This window comes from Paraniabella hibiscisoli (genome assembly GCF_022512515.1).
Classification (GTDB): domain Bacteria; phylum Bacteroidota; class Bacteroidia; order Chitinophagales; family Chitinophagaceae; genus Niabella; species Niabella hibiscisoli.
Genome location: NZ_JAKWBK010000001.1, coordinates 3,759,583 through 3,779,805 on the forward strand (window position 1 = coordinate 3,759,583; position 20,223 = coordinate 3,779,805).

20 protein-coding genes are annotated in these 20,223 nt (G+C 43.4%); all 20 read left to right on the top strand.

What is annotated here, in order from left to right; genetic code table 11:
• The first annotated feature begins 22 nt into the window (after window positions 1-22).
• The 20 genes from MKP07_RS23395 (at window position 23) to MKP07_RS23490 (ending at window position 20,208) form a co-directional block, all read left to right on the top strand.
• Window positions 23-1,999 carry a glycoside hydrolase family 97 protein gene (locus tag MKP07_RS23395; protein WP_240849478.1) on the top strand — a complete coding sequence of 659 codons (1,977 nt, stop codon included), beginning with the start codon at window positions 23-25 and terminating at the stop codon, window positions 1,997-1,999.
• A 6-nt stretch (window positions 2,000-2,005) separates the two neighbouring features.
• Complete coding sequence (locus MKP07_RS23400) at window positions 2,006-2,371, top strand: hypothetical protein (RefSeq protein WP_240849479.1); 366 nt, start codon at window positions 2,006-2,008, stop codon at window positions 2,369-2,371.
• Window positions 2,269-3,759 carry a glycoside hydrolase family 2 protein gene (locus MKP07_RS23405; protein WP_240851025.1) on the top strand — a complete coding sequence of 497 codons (1,491 nt, stop codon included), beginning with the start codon at window positions 2,269-2,271 and terminating at the stop codon, window positions 3,757-3,759. Before MKP07_RS23400 ends, MKP07_RS23405 begins: the two co-directional genes overlap by 103 nt.
• Window positions 3,760-3,806: 47 nt before the next feature.
• Window positions 3,807-4,256, top strand: coding sequence for a hypothetical protein (locus MKP07_RS23410; protein WP_240849480.1), 450 nt, complete (start codon window positions 3,807-3,809; stop codon window positions 4,254-4,256).
• 5 nt (window positions 4,257-4,261) lie between these two features.
• Complete coding sequence (locus MKP07_RS23415; RefSeq protein ID WP_240849481.1) at window positions 4,262-5,095, top strand: alpha/beta hydrolase family protein; 834 nt, start codon at window positions 4,262-4,264, stop codon at window positions 5,093-5,095.
• Window positions 5,096-5,138: 43 nt separating this feature from the next.
• Window positions 5,139-6,287, top strand: a complete 1,149-nt coding sequence (locus MKP07_RS23420; RefSeq protein ID WP_240849482.1) for a glycoside hydrolase family 88 protein — start codon at window positions 5,139-5,141, stop codon at window positions 6,285-6,287.
• A gap of 56 nt (window positions 6,288-6,343) precedes the next feature.
• Window positions 6,344-8,017 carry a sugar-binding domain-containing protein gene (locus MKP07_RS23425; RefSeq protein WP_240849483.1) on the top strand — a complete coding sequence of 558 codons (1,674 nt, stop codon included), beginning with the start codon at window positions 6,344-6,346 and terminating at the stop codon, window positions 8,015-8,017.
• The gene (locus MKP07_RS23430) at window positions 7,972-9,072 is read left to right on the top strand and encodes a hypothetical protein (RefSeq protein ID WP_240849484.1); all 1,101 of its coding nucleotides are present in this window, start codon (window positions 7,972-7,974) and stop codon (window positions 9,070-9,072) included. Before MKP07_RS23425 ends, MKP07_RS23430 begins: the two co-directional genes overlap by 46 nt.
• Window positions 9,073-9,084: 12 nt before the next feature.
• Complete coding sequence (locus MKP07_RS23435; RefSeq protein WP_240849485.1) at window positions 9,085-9,852, top strand: hypothetical protein; 768 nt, start codon at window positions 9,085-9,087, stop codon at window positions 9,850-9,852.
• A gap of 31 nt (window positions 9,853-9,883) precedes the next feature.
• Entirely contained in the window at window positions 9,884-10,222 is a 339-nt protein-coding gene (locus MKP07_RS23440; RefSeq protein ID WP_240849486.1) for a hypothetical protein, read from the top strand.
• On the top strand, window positions 10,174-12,075 hold the full coding sequence (locus MKP07_RS23445; protein WP_240849487.1) for a glycoside hydrolase family 3 N-terminal domain-containing protein: 1,902 nt from the start codon (window positions 10,174-10,176) through the stop codon (window positions 12,073-12,075). The genes MKP07_RS23440 and MKP07_RS23445 overlap by 49 nt, the downstream gene beginning before the upstream one ends.
• A gap of 27 nt (window positions 12,076-12,102) precedes the next feature.
• On the top strand, window positions 12,103-13,512 hold the full coding sequence (locus MKP07_RS23450) for a DUF4832 domain-containing protein (RefSeq protein WP_240849488.1): 1,410 nt from the start codon (window positions 12,103-12,105) through the stop codon (window positions 13,510-13,512).
• Window positions 13,467-13,655, top strand: coding sequence for a hypothetical protein (locus tag MKP07_RS23455; RefSeq protein WP_240849489.1), 189 nt, complete (start codon window positions 13,467-13,469; stop codon window positions 13,653-13,655). Before MKP07_RS23450 ends, MKP07_RS23455 begins: the two co-directional genes overlap by 46 nt.
• Window positions 13,656-13,980: 325 nt before the next feature.
• The gene (locus MKP07_RS23460) at window positions 13,981-14,949 is read left to right on the top strand and encodes a glycoside hydrolase family protein (RefSeq protein WP_240849490.1); all 969 of its coding nucleotides are present in this window, start codon (window positions 13,981-13,983) and stop codon (window positions 14,947-14,949) included.
• Window positions 14,950-15,620: 671 nt separating this feature from the next.
• Window positions 15,621-16,115 carry a TonB-dependent receptor plug domain-containing protein gene (locus tag MKP07_RS23465; protein ID WP_240849491.1) on the top strand — a complete coding sequence of 165 codons (495 nt, stop codon included), beginning with the start codon at window positions 15,621-15,623 and terminating at the stop codon, window positions 16,113-16,115.
• Window positions 16,112-16,891 carry a SusC/RagA family TonB-linked outer membrane protein gene (locus tag MKP07_RS23470; protein ID WP_240849492.1) on the top strand — a complete coding sequence of 260 codons (780 nt, stop codon included), beginning with the start codon at window positions 16,112-16,114 and terminating at the stop codon, window positions 16,889-16,891. Before MKP07_RS23465 ends, MKP07_RS23470 begins: the two co-directional genes overlap by 4 nt.
• Window positions 16,807-18,210: a TonB-dependent receptor domain-containing protein gene (locus MKP07_RS23475; protein ID WP_240849493.1), complete on the top strand. Its 1,404-nt coding sequence runs from the start codon at window positions 16,807-16,809 to the stop codon at window positions 18,208-18,210. The genes MKP07_RS23470 and MKP07_RS23475 overlap by 85 nt, the downstream gene beginning before the upstream one ends.
• Before the next feature lie 31 nt (window positions 18,211-18,241).
• A complete protein-coding gene (locus MKP07_RS23480; protein ID WP_240849494.1) occupies window positions 18,242-18,433 on the top strand; it encodes a hypothetical protein in 192 nt (63 codons plus the stop codon).
• An 88-nt stretch (window positions 18,434-18,521) separates the two neighbouring features.
• Window positions 18,522-19,268 (top strand): RagB/SusD family nutrient uptake outer membrane protein, encoded by a 747-nt coding sequence (locus MKP07_RS23485; protein ID WP_240849495.1) that lies wholly within the window; start codon window positions 18,522-18,524, stop codon window positions 19,266-19,268.
• A gap of 130 nt (window positions 19,269-19,398) precedes the next feature.
• Window positions 19,399-20,208 (top strand): RagB/SusD family nutrient uptake outer membrane protein, encoded by an 810-nt coding sequence (locus tag MKP07_RS23490; RefSeq protein WP_317236086.1) that lies wholly within the window; start codon window positions 19,399-19,401, stop codon window positions 20,206-20,208.
• Window positions 20,209-20,223 lie beyond the last annotated feature (15 nt).

Sequence of the window (20,223 nt, forward strand, 5' to 3'; positions counted from 1 at the left end):
TACGAATGCGATTTTTTTACTAATGATTGGTTTGCTGAGCAGCATTTTAAGTCTTAATGCCCAGCGGCATTTTAAGCTACAGTCACCGGATGGCAGGCTGTCCATCAACATCCAGGTAGGCCGGCAAATCGTCTATTCGGTTATACATGAAGGCGACCCGGTGTTAAGTTCTTCGCCGGTTGCTATGGAACTGGAAAACGGAGCGGTTTGGGGAGTGAACTCAACGTTGAAAAGAAATAATACTGCAACCGTTAAGCAGGAAATCAGAACGGCGCTCTATAAGAAGAGTGTTATTACGGATCATTATAAAGAATTGCTGCTTGAATTTAAAGAAGGCTTTCAGCTCCTATTCCGGGCCTATAATGAAGGAGTTGCATACAGGTTTATATCAACAAAGCAGTCAGACGTTAAAGTAAAAAATGAGCCGGTGATTTTCAATTTTGCTAAAGACCATTCCAGCTGGGTACCTTATGTAAAAAGCAAGGCAAAGGATATCGAAGGGCAGTACTTTAACTCTTTTGAAAATACCTATACCTACACGCCGCTAAGTAAAATGAGTCCGGATAAGCTGGCATTTACACCGCTTGTGGTAGCATTGGATGATGGAAAAAAGGTATGTATTGCTGAATCCGATTTGGAGAACTATCCGGGCATGTACCTGATGAATAAAGATGGAACGACTTCTCTACAATCCGGTTTTGCACCCTACCCGCTAACAACTGCTCAGGGTGGCCATAACCAGCTGCAGCAACTGGTTACGTCAAGAGCGCCATACATAGCTCAATGCAAAGGCAATGCCCGTTTTCCCTGGCGTATACTCATCGTGGCAACCAGTGACAAAGAGCTGCTCGACAATGATATGGTATATAAACTGGCCGCTACTCAACGAATAGCTGATGCCTCCTGGATCAAACCGGGCAAAGTTGCCTGGGAGTGGTGGAACCATTGGGGACTTTCTGGGGTAGATTTTGAAGCTGGTGTCAATACGGCTACTTACATGACCTATATTGATTTTGCCGCTAAAAATGGTATTGAATATGTGATACTGGACGAAGGCTGGGCTGTGAACTTAAAGGCCGATCTGATGCAGGTAGTGCCGGAGATCGATCTGAAGAAACTGATTGCTTATGGGAAGCAAAAAAATGTGGGGATTATTTTATGGGCCGGCTACTATGCTTTTGACCGGGATATGGAAAAAGTGTGTAAGCATTATTCAGATATGGGGGTGAAGGGCTTTAAGATCGATTTTATGGACCGGGATGATCAGCCAATGATTGACTTTCATTACCGGGCGGCTCAGACAGCAGCTAAATACAAATTGCTGGTAGATTTTCATGGCACTTATAAGCCAACCGGCTTAAATCGCACCTATCCTAATGTGATTAATTATGAAGCAGTGAACGGAATGGAGCTGATGAAATGGACCGGCACTGAAATGGATATGGTAACTTATGACGTAACCATGCCGTTTATTAGGATGATAGCGGGACCTGTGGATTATACCCAAGGCGCAATGCGCAATGCCACCAAAAGAACACATAGGGGTATTAACGATGAACCAATGAGCCAGGGAACGCGTTGCCGCCAGCTGGCCGAGTATGTGGTATTCGAATCGCCGTTAAATATGCTTTGCGATAGCCCCAATAACTATGAAAAAGAAGCCGAATGCACGGCGTTTATTTCGGGTATACCAACTGTATGGGATCGTACGGTTAGCTTAGATGGAGTGATCGGGAAGTACTTAGCTATCGCCCGTCAAAAGGCTGATGTATGGTATGTAGGAGGGCTCACCAATTGGGAGTCGCGCACTATGGAAATTGATGTATCATTTTTGGGTGCCGGCGATTTTGCCGCTGAAGTTTTCAGGGATGGTATTAATGCTGACCGCATTGCATCCGATTATAAAAAGGAAATCGTTAGCGTTCCGGCTAATCGTAAAATGACTCTTAAAATGGCACAGGGTGGTGGCTTTGCTTTAAAAATTTACAGGAATAAATAAGTGAATATGATCAGCAGATGTATAATGGTGATGATTGTTGTGTTGAGCTCTTTAGCTGGGAAGATCAATGCCCAACAACTAATAGCAAATGTATATGGCCGTAACGTACAGTCTCTAAATGGCAAATGGGATGCAATTATTGATTTATACGACCAGGGACGTAAAAACAAGATCTACCTGAATAAAAAGCCGGAGGGTAAAACGGATTTTTATGAATACTCTTTGAAAATGGTCTCAGGCTCAACGTACCGTCAGACTGGAACAGCCAGCTGCCGGAACTCAAGTATTATGAAGGTACGGTTTGGTATGCAAGGCGCTTTGATGTTGCTAAAGTACCCGGGGAGCGATTGTTTCTATACTTTGGTGCAGTAAGCTATCGCTGCCGTATATATTTAAACGGGCAGGAGATTGGCAGGCATGAAGGAGGGTTTACGCCCTTCCAGGTAGAAGTAACGAATGCTGTTAAAGCGTCGGGTAATTTCCTGGCAGTAGAAGCTAATAATACCCGCACTACCGATGCCATGCCTGCGATGGCTTTTGATTGGTGGAATTATGGTGGCATTACCCGCGATGTTTTCCTGGTAAAAACACCGGCTCTGTTTATTGAAGATTATTTTATACAGTTAAATAAATATAAGAACGACCAGGTAGATGCCCGTATACTACTTTCCGAAAAATCAGCCAATAAAAATATTGAGTTGAGCATACCTGAGTTGAACGTAAAGCAAGGTTTGACTACCGATGAAAATGGCGTGGCGCAGGTTTCATTAAAAGTGAAGAAGCTGGAACGCTGGTCTCCCCATTCTCCCAAATTATATAAAGTGATCATCAGTTCCAAAACGGATAAAGTGGAGGAGCAAATAGGGTTTCGCAATCTATATGTAAAAGATGAGGACATATACCTGAATGATCAACCAATCTTTCTTAAAGCCACCAGTTTTCATGAGGAAATACCGCAGCGGCAGGGACGTGCTTTTTCAGAAGCAGATGCCATGATGCTCTTATCTGAGGCAAAAGCGTTGGGGTGTAATATGATCCGCCTGGCACATTATCCGCAAAATGAACATACGGTTCGCCTGGCTGAAAAAATGGGTTTCCTGCTTTGGGAGGAAATACCGGTATGGCAGGGCATCGATTTTGAGAACAACAACACACGCCTGAAAGCGGGCAATATGATCAAAGAAATGGTGATGCGTGATAAAAACCGCTGTGCGTTGGCTTTTTGGGGTGTAGCCAATGAAACACAGCCTTCGCCAGCCCGGAATGAATTTCTAAAATACCTGATCCGGAATTGTAAAAGTATCGATACCACAAGGTTGATCACTGCTGCCTGTGATCTGGTGCGTTTTGATAAAACGAAACAGCAGTTTGTGATGGATGATCCTTTCATAAAAGAGCTGGATGTAGTTGCTGTTAACAAATATATGGGTTGGTATCATCAATGGCCGGTTAGTCCTGATAAAGCTATATGGAATGTAGCCAAAGGCCAACCACTGATTATCTCCGAATTTGGTGGCGAAGCGCTATTAGGTCAAACGGGCAATGCTGATATAGTAAGCTCCTGGAGTGAGGATTACCAGGCAGCCTTGTACCGCAATAACCTGGCTATGTTTAAAAATATACCTAACCTGCGTGGTACGGCTCCCTGGATACTGTTCGATTTTCGCTCTCCTTTTCGTTTTCATCCTACCAACCAGGATGGGTGGAACCGTAAAGGCCTGGTATCTGACCAGGGACTTCGCAAAAAGCCTGGTACCTGATGAAAGCCTACTATGATAGTATTAAATAATAAAATGAATCTGCTTTTATGAATAGACTTATTGCCATTATGATCTGCCTGTCATGCGTTATAACACTTAACGCGCAGAAACCTAATTACGACGAATCAAAGATGCCGCCTTATACTTTGCCTGATCCATTAAAGATGGAGAACGGTCAGGCTGTAACCAGTACGAAAATGTGGAATGAGAAACGCAGGCCGGAGATTATGAGACTGTTTGAGACGCATGTGTATGGCAAAGCGCCTGCTCATCCGAAAGACCTGCATTTTAAAGTGTTGAACGAAGATAAGTATGCGGTGGGTAATATGGCTACCCGTAAAGAAGTAGCTGTTTATTTTACCAGGGATGAAAAACACTATATGACGGTCTTAATGTATATACCGAACAAGCGAAAAGGTGCAGTGCCTATGTTTTTTGGTCTGAATTTTAAAGGCAATCATTCTCGAGTGAAGACCCGGGCATTACGCAGTCTGTAATTCGCATGAAACCGGGCGCAGATGGTGTAGAGGGACGTACGGGTGTTTTTAAAAGAGGCGCTGAGGCATCGCGATGGCCCATTGAAATGCTGATTGCGAATGGCTATGCTGTTGCTACGGTATATCGCGGTGATATTGATCCCGACTATGATGATGGCTTTAAAAACGGTGTACAGCCTTTGTTTTACGCTAAAAATCAAACAAGGCCTAAAGCTGATGAATGGGGTACGCTGGCTGCCTGGGCCTGGGGCTTAAGCTGTGCGATGGACTATTTTAAAACCGATGCTGATATCGATAGCGAAAAAATAGCCGTAGTTGGGCACTCGAGACATGGAAAAACAGCTTTATGGACTGCCGCTATTGATCCGCGTTTTGCAATGGCGATATCCAATAATTCGGGCTGTGGTGGAGCAGCGCTTTCCAAACGTATTTATGGGGAAACCGTTAGCATCGTCAATAATCTTTTTCCGCATTGGTTTTGTGAGAATTTCAAAAAGTATAATGATAAGGAAGCCCTGCTGCCGGTGGACCAGCACCAGCTGATTGCTATGATGGCACCACGTCCGGTGTATATAGCGAGCGCAGTAGATGATAAATGGGCCGATCCTAAAGGAGAGTTTCTATCAGGAGTGCATGCGGAACCGGTGTATAAACTATTCGGGCTGGATGGTCTGAATACTACCGAAATGCCGGCGGTAGACCAACCGATAAGAGAAGGGGCTATCGGTTACCATGTACGAAGCGGGGATCACGATATCAATCTTTATGACTGGCAACAATTTGTAAAGTTTGCAGACAGGTTTTTAAGTAACCCAATCCAGTTTTTTAATAATGAATAATAAAGTTCTAGTAAGAATTGCAATAGCTGTTGCTTGCATAGTTATGGGATCAATAGTTATTGCCCAGGATAAACCCCCGCTCAAAGTAGTGATCAATAAGGCATTGGCAGCCGCAGAAAGACAGTCTTTGTTGATGGCCAAAAAATACGAAGATCAGCAGGGGAGATTACCTCGCACATTTGAAAATGGCAAAGATGTATCCTCCGATTCGCGCTGGTGGTGCAGCGGCTTTTTTCCGGGTGTTTTGTGGTATTTGTATGAGAATAATAAAAGTGCCGAATTACTAAGATATGCAAAGCTCTATACCGCCAGGGTGGAAAGAGAAAAATATACGACTGATAATCATGATGTAGGTTTTATGCTCTATTGCAGCTTTGGCAATGGTTTAAGACTTACCGGTGAGCCAGCCTATAACGATGTATTGCTGACCGGTGCGAAATCGCTGGCTACCCGTTATCAACCACAGGTAGGGTTGATCCGTTCATGGGATCACAATAAAAAACTATGGCAGTACCCGGTTATTATTGATAATATCATGAACCTGGAACTGCTATTATGGGCCAGCAAGTATTCGGGTGACCCGGTTTTTAAGCAAATAGCTATCTCACATGCCGACAAAACCATGCAGCATCATTTTCGTCCCAATTATAGCTCATACCATGTAGTGTCTTATGATACGATCAGCGGTCAGCCGCATTTGAAACAAACCCACCAGGGGTATGCTAATGAGTCGGCCTGGAGCCGGGGACAGGCATGGGGTTTATATGGTTATACTTACCTGTACCGGGAAACCAGGGAACAGCGTTACCTCGAACAGGCAAATAAAATAGCAGCTTTTATTATCAATCACCCCCGCATGCCCAAGGATTATATTCCTTACTGGGATTTTGATGCACCGCAGATTCCCAATACGACCCGCGATGCTTCTGCTGCAGCCCTGATCGCTTCTGCTTTAATTGAGTTGAGCGACTATGTGGATCAGCCCTTGTCGAGAAAATATCGGTCAGTAGTGGAGGTACAGATCAGAACCCTGGCATCTCCGGAATATACAGCCGCCGCAGGAGAAAACGGTGATTTCATTTTAAAGCATAGCACGGGAGCTTTTCCTATGAAATCGGAAGTGGATGTACCACTGACTTATGCCGATTATTATTACCTGGAAGCGCTCACGCGTATGAAGAACAAAAAGTAAAATCCGGCTTTACTTAAGAATACACAAAAATAAAAGAATCAGTTAAGCATATTAGTATGAAGAAAGCAAAGCTATGTTTGAAGGTATTGATGATGACGGGGTTGTTATTATCATTTATGCCTTCAAAGTCCCAGACACTGGAAATGGATCTTTCCGGTACCTGGGGTTTTCAAACCGATGTAATGGATTTTCGGAGAGGATCACTCTCACCCCGTTACAAGCATGCATTACAGGAAACAATTGTACTGCCTGGTACTACCGATGATTACCAGATCGGGTATAAAGTTCCTTACAGGTATATTGACCGGCTGACCCGGAAATATGAATACATGGGACCCGCCTGGTACCAGCGTGATATAGCCATTCCCAAAGAATGGAAGGGCAAGCGCATTTTTATGTACTTCGAACGTACGCATTGGCTCAGTTCCATCTTTGTAGATACAAAGGAGGTAAGCAAAATCGATTATATCAGTGTGCCTCATAACCACGAGCTTACCGAATTTGTAATACCTGGCCAAACGCATCGTATTACAGTGGGCATAGATAACCGTTTTCAGTATAACACGCATAAATGGAACCATGCGCATACGGAGTTTACCCAAATTAACTGGAACGGTATTTTAGGGACAATAAAGCTGGTGGCTGTAGACCCGGTTTATATCGATGATTTACAGGTCTATCCCAACATAGCAGAAAAGTCTATAAAGGTTAAAATGCAGATCCGTAATCGTACCAATAAGCCCGTGGAAGGTGTCGCCAGCTTTAGTGTTAATGGAGTAAACTATCAACTCAATAAAAGAATCGACTTAAAAGTAAAAGACACAGCTGTGTTGGTGGAAGAAACAATTGTATTAGGCAAGGATGTAAAATTATGGGAAGAGTTTAATCCAAACCTGTATGACATTAAGTGCACTTTAAATACAAAGTCGGATAAAGCCAGTTATCAGCATGAAAAAAGCACCACGTTTGGTATGCGCGAAGTGACCCAGGGCAAAAATCATGTGATGATCAATAATCGACCTGTTCATCTACGGGGAACTGTAGAGAATGCTGTCTTTCCTAAAACAGGACATGCGCCTGTAGATGATGCCGAATGGGAGCGGATCATGAAGATCCTGAAGGATTATGGTATGAATCATCTGCGCTTTCACTCCTGGTGCCCGCCGGCAGCTGCTTTCAGAATGGCTGATAAATATGGTATTTACTTTGAAGTAGAAATGCCGATGTGGGGAAAGGATGCGGAGCCGGATGAAGCCCGCTATGATTTCTTTCGCCGGGAGATGCGCGCTATTTTGAAGGAATATGGTAATCACCCTTCCTTTGTATTGTATTGCAACGGAAATGAAATTACCGGCAATTTTGATTTTATTGAAGAGCTGACTGCCGACGCCAAGGCGTTAGATAACCGGCATTTGTTTAGCGGTTCTACTGCCCGCATCAGGGTGAAGTCCGATCAGTATTATGTTTCCCAGCAAACCAATAAAGGCCCGGTGAAAGTGTATGAAGGGCTTCCTTACACAAACTGGGACCGTAACAGGGAGTCAGACGTGGATGTGCCGGTGATCTCTCATGAGTCGGGGCAGCGCTGCATTTACCCGGATTTCAGAGAGATAAAAAATATGATAAAAGCCCTGTTGAGGCGCGGAATTTTGAAGTATTCAGGGAACTCCTCGATAAAAACGGCATGCTCGATCAGGCTCATGATTTCTTCAGGGCATCCGGCGCTTTAACGGTACTGGAATATAAGGCGGTTACAGAATCGCTGCTTCGATCTTCTAAGTCTGCGGGTTTCCAGCTATTATCATTAAACGATTTCCCCGGCCAGGGTTATGCGCCTGTCGGATTGCTGGATCCTTTCTGGGATTCCAAGGGGCTTGTGACACCGGAAAAGTTCAGGGAGTCCTGTGCACCTACAGTTGCGTTGTTGCGTTATACCCAGAGCTGTTACTTCAATAATGAAAGTTTTAAAGGCGATGCCGAAGTCTATAATTTTAGCAATGGCCCTATAAAAAATGCCCGGATCAAATGGTGGGTTACTAATGCAGCTGGCAAAACAATAAAGAAAGGTAACCTGAAAACGCAAATTATTGGCAACGACAATGTTTTTCCAGTGGGGTCTTTTTCTTTCGATTTGAAAGAGTTTATAACAGCGCAGCAACTAACCGTTCATGTGTCGGTAAATGACCAGGTACAAAATAGCTGGGATATATGGGTGTTCCCCAAGAATGAAACGATCTTGCGGTCGACCGATGAGGTGCTGTACGCCACTACTTATGATGATAAGGCTAAACAGTATTTGTCTCAGGGTAAAAAGGTAGTATTATGTCCGCTGCCATCTAATGTAAAAGGCCGCTCGTCTACTTTCCACAATCATTTTTGGAACCCCATCATGTTTGCATGGGCACCCATGACTATCGGGGCATTGATCAAAGAAGATCATCCTGTTTTTAGCCAATTCGTCACGTCTTATCATACCGACTGGCAATGGTGGGATATACTCAATAATGCAAAAGTTATCGAGATGAAAAACGCACCGCAGCAATTACGTCCCTTTATACAGGTAATAGATGCGTATGATAATAACGAAAAGCTAGGTATTGGTTTTGAGGCTAAGGTGGGTAATGGAAAGCTATTGGTGTTGGCTGTAGATACACAAAAAGATATGAGCAAACGACCCGCTACCCGGCAGTTATTAACCAGCGTGGATCAATATGTAAAAAGCAACCGGTTTGAACCACCTGTAGCGATAGACGAATCCTTTATCCGCTCATTCCTGTTAAAATAAATGGTGTAAAAGATGAAAAGAATATGGATGATTATTGTGGCGGTTGCAAGTTGGATGGCTGTACAGGCACAGGAAATAAGGATGACGGACTATGCTGCATTAAACCAGGTATATGCAGAACCAGTTTTGTCAGAAAAGTTACTACCGTTTAATGAGTTGCATATAGAATTCGGTTACGTGCTGTACGAAGCTAAAATTAAAGTGAGTTCTGATGAAGATATCCTGGAGTTAGAAAATGTAAGAGACTATGCGGCCATATACACAGACAGCACCTTACAGGGTACGCTTACAGATAGTAAGAAACAAATGTCATTAAGGGCAGCTCCGGGAGCGTATACTTTAAGAATTTATGCCGAAAATATTGGAAGGATTACTTATGGTCCGGAGATACTGGATAACTACAAAGGACTGTTTGGTAATATAACGCTTGGTGGAGAAGCAATAGAAGGTTGGACGATTACGCCGCTGAATATCAGGGAGGCTGATGTATCGCAGTTAAAGTTCGCAATTGCCAAAGGGGTAAAGCTTCCAGGGTTCCATAGAGGCATATTGAATGTGATGAATCCTAAAGACCAATACCTCGATATGTCCGGATGGGGGATGGGGGAAGTATGGATCAATGGACAGTATATAGGCGCTTACTGGGAGAAAGAGAAACTACAATCGATACAGGTAGTAGCCGGTCTGCTTCAAAAAGGAAAAAATGAAGTAGTGGTTTTTGAAATGAAAAACAATGATCAAAAAATGATCCGGCTTACAGAAAAACCGGTTTTTAAATAAAAGCAAGATTAAAGATGATGCCTAATAAAAAATGTTATTCGCTTTGCTGTGGATGCTTACGACCTCATTAGCTATAGCTCAGTCGTCGAAGAATGCGCCTGTTTATAAGAACGCTGCAAAGCCTGTTGAGGAGCGCATTACAGACCTCGTAGCCAGGATGACCCTGGATGAAAAAGTAATGCAGCTCAACCAGTATACCTTAGGGAGAAATGACAATGCCAACAATATGGCAGATCCGGTTAATGATATACCTGCTACTGTTGGTTCATTGATCTATTTCAGCAGTAACCCGGAACTGCGTAACAGGGTACAGAAAAAGCTATGGAGCAATCACGCCTGGGCATTCCCATATTGTTTGGCTATGATGTGATTCATGGATTCAAAACGGTATATCCCATTTCATTGGCACAGGCTTGTTCCTGGAACCCTCAGCTGGTGCAGCAGGCATGTGCGGTAGCTGCGCAGGAAGCCCGGATGTCGGGTGTAGACTGGACCTTTTCGCCCATGGTAGACGTGGCCCGTGACGGCAGGTGGGGCCGTGTGGCTGAAGGATATGGTGAAGACCCTTATACCAATGCGGTATTTGCGGTGGCTTCTGTAAAAGGATACCAGGGCAATAACCTGGCAGCCCGTGACCGGGTAGCTGCATGCCTGAAACATTATGTAGGATATGGTGCTTCAGAGGCTGGTCGCGACTATATGTATACTGAAATCTCAGAACAAACCCTTTGGGATACTTATATGCCTCCTTACGAAGCGGGCGTAAAAGCAGGCGCAGCTACTTTGATGAGCTCATTCAATGATATCAGCGGAACGCCCGGTACTGCTAATCATTATATTCTTAGAGATATACTGAAAGGAAGATGGAAACATGATGGTTTTGTGGTGTCTGACTGGGGTGCTATTGAGCAATTGCGGTCACAGGGTGTTGCAAAAGATAAAAAGGAAGCAGCATTAAAAGCCTTTACCGCCGGAGTTGAAATGGACATGATGAACCGTAGCTATGATAATCACCTGGGTTCATTGGTAAAAGAAGGTAAAGTAAGCGTGAAATTGCTGGACGATGCAGTAAGGCGGGTGCTAAGAGTGAAGTTTCGCCTGGGACTTTTTGATCAGCCTTTTACGCCGGAGACCCAAGATAAAGATCGGTTTCTGTTGCCTCAAAGTTTAGCAGTAGCAGAAAAGCTGGCCGAAGAATCGGTGGTATTGCTTAAGAATAGTAACAAAGTTTTGCCCCTGTCTAATGTTTCAACAATCGCTGTATTGGGTCCTTTATCTAAAGATAAATGGCATTTGCTGGGTTCCTGGAGAGCACATGGCAATGCGGAAGATGTAACAACAGTATATGATGCGCTGAAAAAGGAGTTTGCCAATAAAGCGGAGATCCTGCAGACAAAAGGCTGTGATTTTGACGGAAACGACCAGTCAGGTTTTGAAGAAGCCAAGTCAGTTGCAGCAAAAGCCAATGCGGTTATTATTTGCCTGGGTGAGAAAGCCACCTGGAGTGGCGAGAATGCATCCCGGTCGAGCATTGCTTTACCTAAGATCCAGGAAGAGCTGGTGACCGAGATCAAAAAAATGGGCAAACCGGTGATCCTGCTACTGTCGAGCGGCCGCCCGCTTGAGTTAAACCGGCTTGAACCCCTGTCTGATGCTATTTTAACTATGTGGCATCCGGGTGTTCCGGGTGGCAGGCCTGCTGCTGGTGTTATATCGGGCAGGGTAAATCCGTCAGGTAAATTGTCGATGACCTTTCCTTATACTACAGGGCAGATACCTGTTTATTATAATCATCGGCAAAGTGCCCGACCTCACCAGGGTAAATACCAGGACATTCCTTCAACACCTTTATATGATTTCGGTCATGGTTTAAGCTATACCAGTTTTCAATATGGGGATTTGAAAGCATCTGCTCTAAAAGTGAAATCGAATGGGAAAATTACCATTGAGATACCGGTAACCAATACCGGTGACAGAGACGGACTTGAAACAGTTCATTGGTTTATTAACGACCCGGTGGCTACTATTTCCCGCCCCGTAAAAGAATTGAAATATTTTGATAAGCAACTAATTAAAAAAGGAGAGACCCGGATCTTCAGGTTCGATATCAATATTAAAAAAGATTTTGGCTTTGTGAATGCAAAAGGAGAGCAGTTCATAGAGGAAGGAAACTATTACGTGCTAGTAAAAGACAAGAAGATCAAAATAGAAGTGACCCCATAAATTCATTATAATCTTAAACTATTCAACATGAAACTAAGCCGACAGGTACAATCAATTGCGCTGGCCCTGGTGCTGATAGCAATGCTTGCCTTTACCAACTGTTCTAAAAAGGTAGCCGCCTCAAACGGGAATGGACAGGAAGATCCCACCAATCCTAATGCGGTGGTTCGTATCCCAGCGGATACAGAAACGATGCTTCGTAACCCATTAAACGGATGGGTATTGTATGGGTCTCTGAATGCGGCCACTGATTTCTGGTCTAAATTGGACCGTATCAGTGTTCCGGGTCAGCAGGGTACCTTTAAAATAGAAGATTTCGCCGGAACCCTATATTTAAGAACCAGCTGGACCTCGTTAAACCCAACAGAAAATGTATATGGATGGGATACCAACGATAAGCTAAAAACCTTGATCAGCAATGCGCGTCAACGTAAAATGAAAATAGCGTTACGTGTTGTAATTGATAGTCGTGATAAGGCGGAAGATTTTACACCTGCCTACGTAAGGGATGCTGGCGCACAGGGCTATTACACGCAAACCGGCAGTAAAACCGTTTGGTCTCCTTACCCCGATGATCCTGTCTTTCAACAAAAATATACGCAGTTCATCAAAGCTTTTGCTCAAAAATTCAATGATCCGGAATGGGTGGAATTTATTGATGGCTTTGGCTTAGGTAAATGGGGAGAAGCGCACTCTATGAACTACCTGGATGCGAATAATCGCGAGCAGGTTTTTAAATGGGCTGTAGACCTGTATTCAAGTGAGTTTACAAAAATTCCATTGGCTATTAATTATCACCGGCTTATTGCTATGCCTAAAGACTGGGGCGCTGCAGACCCTATGAGTGAGAATCTTTTAAACTATGCTTTTTCAAAAGGATATATCCTAAGGCATGACGCATTTGGCATGTCGGGCTATTACCAGTCCTGGGAAAAAACGATTGCCGAAAAATGGAAACATAAGTTACCCAATATTATGGAAGGCGGATGGGTTACTGCTCAGCATCCTTTTCAAACGGATGCGCGGAAGTATGTTACCAAAGGGGATGTAAGACGGGGAGAATATGATGATTCTAAACAGGCAGGCGTGAATATGATGGACTTCAGGATCGGCGAAACGGATATATGGTTTAACGAAACCTTCGGCCTGGTGAAATCTTTTATCAGCGAAGGTGGGTATCGTTTATACCCGGACCAGATTTCTATTCCCGCCCATGTGTTGAAGTCTGCAAAAACCACTATTGAACATAAATGGAACAATATGGGCTGGGGTTATTGTCCGAATAATATAAAGCAATGGAATTATAAATATAAAGTAGCATTTGCTTTACTGGATCCAGGTACTAAAAAACCAAAATCTGTATTTGTAGACGAGGCTTCCGATCCATCCAAATGGATCAAAGGCAGCGCAACATCTTACCTTTTACTCCCGATCTGAGCCAGGTAGCCGGCGGATCTTATCTTTGGGCGGTAGCGATAGTTGACAGGTCCAAACAGGACCAGCCGGGAATATTGCTGGCAACAAAAGGCGATGTGACCGCGGAAGGCTGGACCATCGTTTCGAATGTAACCATAAAGTAATTACATAAAGTACTGATTACATTGAATAGGAATTTTATGAGCGTTGTTTTAGTGAATATGGGCGGACTTTTAAAGCGGCAGTGTCATCAATTTTGCTTGATAGCGGCACTGCTTGTTTTAACTGTAAGTAAATTATCTGCTGTAGCCGCGCCAGCTGCTTCAGGCCGGACTGTTGACTACTTTACGCCTAATATGTTAAAAAGGGTTCGCAGATAGAGCGAATTCAACGGGCAATAGATGAAGCCCAAAAGTATAAGGCCAGAGTAGTGATACCTGGATATGATGCAGTAAAAAAACTACTGTCTGGCTGATTGATAAGGCCATTTTGTTACCGGGTGATATAGTGCTGGAACTGGACAATTGTACAATTAAGCTTTCCAACCGGTGCAGGGATAATTTTATACGTTCTGCCAATGCGGGTTTAGGTATTTCGAATATAAAGCCCCTGAGTAATATCAGGATCATCGGTAGGGGTAATGTTTTACTGGAGGGCGCTGCTAATCCGCGGGCCACCGGGGACCATAACAAAACACTATCGGTAGATCCAAGGGGATTTACTCAATCTTACGGTACTGATGCCGGAAAGCCAGGGGAGAATCAAAAGGGCGGCTGGCGTAATCATGCTATAGTATTGGCTTATGTAGATGTATTTGAGATCAGTGGTATTAAACTAAAAGATTATCATGCTCATGGAATTGTATTGGAACGCTGTACTAACGGCGCATTGAGGGATATTAGTTTCCAGGTGCGGCAAGCCGTAAGTATAGCCGGTGTTGAAAAACAGGTATTAAACCAGGATGGATTAGGGGTGCGATTTGGCTGCCGGAACATTGTGATAGAGCGCTGCCGGGGTAATAGTGGTGATGACTTTATCAACATAGGCTTAACCGATACAGGCGTGCCGGCAGGAGCTGAGAACGTAAACGTAGTGAGCGGATCGGTTTATAATGGGGCAAAAGATAATATATCGAATATATACCTGTTGAACTGGCAGGATTTTTATTCGATCTCTCATCGGGCCATTCGTATTATGCCCGTAGGCAGGCTAAGGATACAAAATGTATTGGAGAATATGACCATTAATGCTTTATCTAACCAGGGCCTGGTAGCTGAGTATGCAGCGAATATTAAAGGCTTGTTTGTAAAGAATCTGGTTACCTATCAACCAGTGATGGCCAAAGGCATAAAAGATGCGAGTTTCCGGGATATATTATACCTGGGAAAGGGTAATGCTATTGATGTTGTTAATAGTGACTCGGTAGTAGTCGATAATGTAAAGAAAGCGGGTTTCTAAATCAACTCGCTATTTTCAGGCCTTGATGATATCATCATAAGCGCACTTCTTTCAACATATTATTTAATAAAGTTGAATAATGTGAATGCTTGGATCAAACAGGAATAATATTGAACTTATACAAACTTTTTAGACGAAATGATAATATGTCGCCTCTACGAGGCCTAATGTCCTTAAATGGATTTTTTCTACCAATATCTCGTCCTTTCGGGACTTTACATTGGTAAAAATTGCTGAACGAGTTCGTTAGAGTCCATAAGGACGGCGCCTAAGAAAGGTTAAACAAGTTCATTGTTAATAAGCTCCGAATTTGCACTTGGACCGATACCAATCAATTAACGAAAAATAATCAAAACAAGGATAATGCTTCTTAGAAATCTTAGGTTGCTCCTAAAGTCATGCATTTCTGTACCTGTATTGGTAAGGAATGGGAACGGTCCCAATAATGGGATCGTTCCCAATAAAAAAAGAGAAGGGTTTGTTTCGCCACCCTTGTACTAGCTGATAAATTTGTTAATGGTTCTAACGATTATATTAAACCACTTTAAAGCCAACATGAAACGTAAACGAATGCTGCTTCGCTACCGGGAGAATGTATTTTGATGAAAACAGATCTTCCTATTTACAACAACGATTATCTACCAATAACGCAATGTTAATTTTAAAAAACTATGATATCATTTAGACAAACGCTGGCATTTAAAGCCCTTGCTGTGATGCTTTGCTGCTTTCCCTTCGGCTTGCTGGCACAGTCAGACACAACTGCCATTGATACAACGGGTGAGAATGATGCTATGGAAACCGTTTACCCGCTTATCTATTATAAGATCGAAAAGCCAAGGTCTACGGCATCCGCATCTGTAATTCCGGGCACATCCATACATCATGTACCTGTAATGTCATTCCCTATCGGATTAGCTGGTCAGTTACCTGGCTTAAAGGTGAGCCAGACCAACGGACAACCATTAAGCGAGAGCGTGTCGATGTTGTTGCGGGGTAGAACACCACTGGTGTTAATAGATGGAATACCCAGGTCAATAACAGAAATAGGCATAGAAGAAATTGAGTCTGTTACGGTGTTGAAGGATGCGGTAGCATTAGCTATGTTAGGAGTTCGGGGTGCAGGAGGTGCTATATCTGTGGTTACCAAAAAGGAGCGCCTATGAAATCGGAAATCAATTTTTCTGGTCAATGGGGCACACAGCAACCCACACAAAACCTGATCGGTCAACCTCTGGACGCTTACCAATACGCTTTGCTATATAATGAAGCACTGAAAAATGATGGGCTGTCTGTACAAAATAATGGGTTTAGTGATGCAGCCATACAGGCATACAAAGATGGTTCTAATCCTTATTTATATCCTAACGTGAACTGGCGGGATGAAGTGACCAGGAAGTCGGCACCCGTGGCCCGCTATAATATCAATGCGCGTGGAGGAAACGAATATTTTAAGTATTTCGTGAATCTCGAACATTTTAACCAGGATGGATTCTTTAAAACAGATGACAATAATAACTATAGTACCAATGCAGGCGCTAAGGGATATTTTGTGCGTTCCAATGTGGATGTGAAAATTACCGACCGTTTGGATGGAGGTATTTATATTATGGGCCGTATTATGGATATGAACGCACCCGGTAGTGATGGTGCCAATAATATTTTCCAGTCCATTTTAAATACGCCTGCTAGTGCTTACCCTATTCGTAATCCTAATGGTAGCCTGGGAGGCTCTGCCCGTTTTCAAAACAATATAATGGCGCAGACCTTAAACTCCGGCTATTTTGTAGGACATACCCGAACAGTTCTGACAGATTTTTACCTGCGTCGCGAGCTGGATGATGTATTGCCAGGCTTATGGGCCAAAGCGCGCGTATCTTTTTCAGTGATATGCGGGAGAATTATACACGTACCAAATCGTTTGCCGTTTTCCAGATCATGAACAATGACGCTAACGCCCCGGTGTATGGCCAGTATGGTACTAATAGTGAACAGGGAAATAGCAATGCTGTTTCTTTTCAAAACCGTTCTAATTTCCAGGAGTTTTCTTTAGGGTATTCCAGGAACAAAGGACTGCACGATTGGGATCTGTTGCTTTTGGCTAACCGGGACAATCTTATCGCCGGGTCAAACTTAAACCTTACCGTTCAGGGTATTTCAGCACATGCGTCTTATGTATATGATAAACGCTTTATTGCTGAGTTCGCAGCTGCTTATAATGGAGCTAACCGTTATCCTTCGGATGGTGGATTTAAGTATGGAATGTTTCCTTCAGTAGGCCTGGGCTGGAATTTGCACAATGAAGCCTTTTTGAAAGACAAGAGCTGGTTAAGTGAGCTAAAGCTTCATGGCTCTTACGGTATAACGGGCCTGGATAATGGCAGCTACTTTACCTACATCCAGTCTTACAATAATGCACCTACCACTTATTTTGGAACCAGTGCCACGTCTACCACTACTATTGCAGAATCCTTTCTTGCAAATCCCAATATAACCTACGAGAAAGCTAATATGCTGAATATTGGGTTTGATTCCCGTTTCTTAGACAACAGGCTGTCTTTTGACCTGGACTACTACTTTAATAAGTACAGCGATCTGAGCATTGTAAGAGGTACGAACAGCGGTACTTTAGGTATAGCTTACCCTAATGAAAATATAGGGAAACAAAATAACAGCGGTATAGAAGCGGTATTGGGTTGGCAAGAGACCAGGGGCAAATTCAGTTATTGGGCTTCTGTGAATGCTGCCATTCAACAATCCAAACTCATTGATAATGGCGAACCTGCCCAGATGTATGAATGGATGCAAAGAACCGGTCACCCTGTAGGGCTTACTTACGGTTACATTGCTGAAGGGCTTTTTCAAACACAGGCAGAGCTTGATAATCGTGCAACTACAGAAGGATATATACCACAACTGGGAGATATCAAGTTTAAAGACCTTAATAATGATGGGGTGATCAATCAATATGATATGACCATTATCGGTTCTGAAAAACCGCTTATTCTTTTGGGCTCTAATTTAGGATTCAGGTGGAGCCAGTTTGATTTTTCTACGCTGCTGGTGGCCGAATTAAACAGGCAGGTATATCCTTCAGGCAATAGCTATCGAGAGTTTCTCGAAGGAGTAGGACAGGCATTTGATATGCACCTTGATCGCTGGACACCCTCTAATCCCAATGCCAGCTATCCGCGGTTAACCACCAACGGGGACCTTACAATGGTGAATTTAATAATGCAGCCACCAATAGCTTCTGGTTAAGGAATGGCAATTTTTTCTTCGGGTGCGCAGTATGGAGTTAGGATATTCATTACCTGCTTCTATACTAAACAGGATCAAGCTTAAATCGACCCGGGTATTTGTAAATGGATATAACCTGTTCAGCTGGTCATCAAAAACCTTTAACGGTGCTGATCCCGAAAGTTATAGAGGCGCATATCCCATTCAAAAAGTGATCAGCTTCGGTGTGCATGTTAAACTGTAGGCACGTCGGCGAATTTCAAACAGGTATACTTTGTTCCGGCCCTGAGTGGGAAACAATGGGACATTCAAAAAATATAAAAAGTACAAGGATGAAAAAGATAATATTTTATTTATCAGCCTTATTAATAATAGGATTACACTCCTGCAAAAAATGGGAAACAGAACCTAAAGACCGGGTTTTGATATCGGATGTTTTTGATCCGACTGATAAGGAAGCTGTACAGGCAAAAGCTTATTTATTTGGTATCTATTCATTGTTGCCAAACGGCTTTAATCGTATCGACGGAGACTTCCTGGATGCGGCTACAGATGATGCAGTGCCATCGTCAGAAAGATCCAACGTGAGCTTTTTTACAAACGGACAACTCACTGCTGTAAACTACCCGGATAATAACTGGTTTAACAGCTATGCCATTGTACGCAGGTGTAATGTGTTTTTAAAAAATATCGATATAGTGCCTATTTCTGATACATTAATCAAACAATATAAAGCGGAAGTACGCTTCCTGCGTGCATTTTCTTATTTCGAATTATTGAAGCGCTACGGAGGTATTCCCTTGCTGGGTGATGAAGTGCTTGAGCTGGATTCAGATATCAATATTGCCCGTTCAAACTATGCAGATTGTGTGAACTATATCGCAGGTGAAGTAGATGCCATTAAAGCCGATTTACCACTGGGGTCAAAGATTACTACTACCGATTTTGGTCGCGCTAATCTTGAAGCCGCTTTAGCACTGAAATGCAGGTTGTATTTATACGCGGCCAGTCCGTTGTTTAATGGGGAGGCGTATCAGCTGATCCTCAGAAAAAGCACTTACAGGTTATACAGACGTTGACGCTTCGCGCTGGGATCGTGTTATACAGGTAGCAGAAGAGATTATCAGTAAAGGATATTATAAGCTGCCGGCAGGTACCGGTACAGCAGTTTACCGTAATATATTTACCACCAAAATCAATACGGATATTATCTTTTCCAAGCAATCTGCCAATTCTACCGGGCTGGAAACCGCCAGTGCACCCATTGGCTATGTAGCACCAGCGGCAAGCAATGGCAGAACAAGCCCTACGCAGGATTTTTTAAATGCCTTTCCCAATTTGAATGGTTCTCCTTTTGAGGGGAGCGCAACCACGCTTAGCCAATACCAGAACCGTGATCCTCGCTTAAATGCCATCATTTTTTACAATGGGGTTCAGTGGTTGGGAAGAGCAGTAGAAACTTTTGAAGGTGGAAGGGATAAGCCGAACAGACCTTATCAGGTACAAACAAAAACCTCTTATTACCTGAGGAAATTCCTGGGCGATTTTACAAGCGGAACTACATACTCTAATCAAAGCCACAACTTTCCTTATTTCCGTTATGCTGAAGTGCTATTGAATTATGCTGAGGCTTTGAATGAAAAAGGGCGTACCGAAGATGCTGCTAAACAGGTTTTCCTGTTAAGGGCCAGAGCAGGTATTACTGCGGGAGCTAATGCCCGCTACGGGATACCTGCAGGTGTGGGCCAGGCCGATCTTCGCAGGCTCATCAAAAATGAACGTCGTATTGAACTGAGTTTCGAGGAACATCGTTTCTGGGACATCCGCAGGTGGAAAGATGCTCAAAACCTGCCTGCTCAGTTAACCGGGCTTGCGCTGGACAATAGTTCCGGAAGCATAGTGATTGCTCAAAAAGATGTGGCGCCATTTAAGTTTGAACCTAGGAATTACTATATGCCTATCCCTTTTAGCGAGATCCAGAAGAACAGCAAATTAATTCAAAACGAAGGCTATTACTAAACCTGCCAACTAACA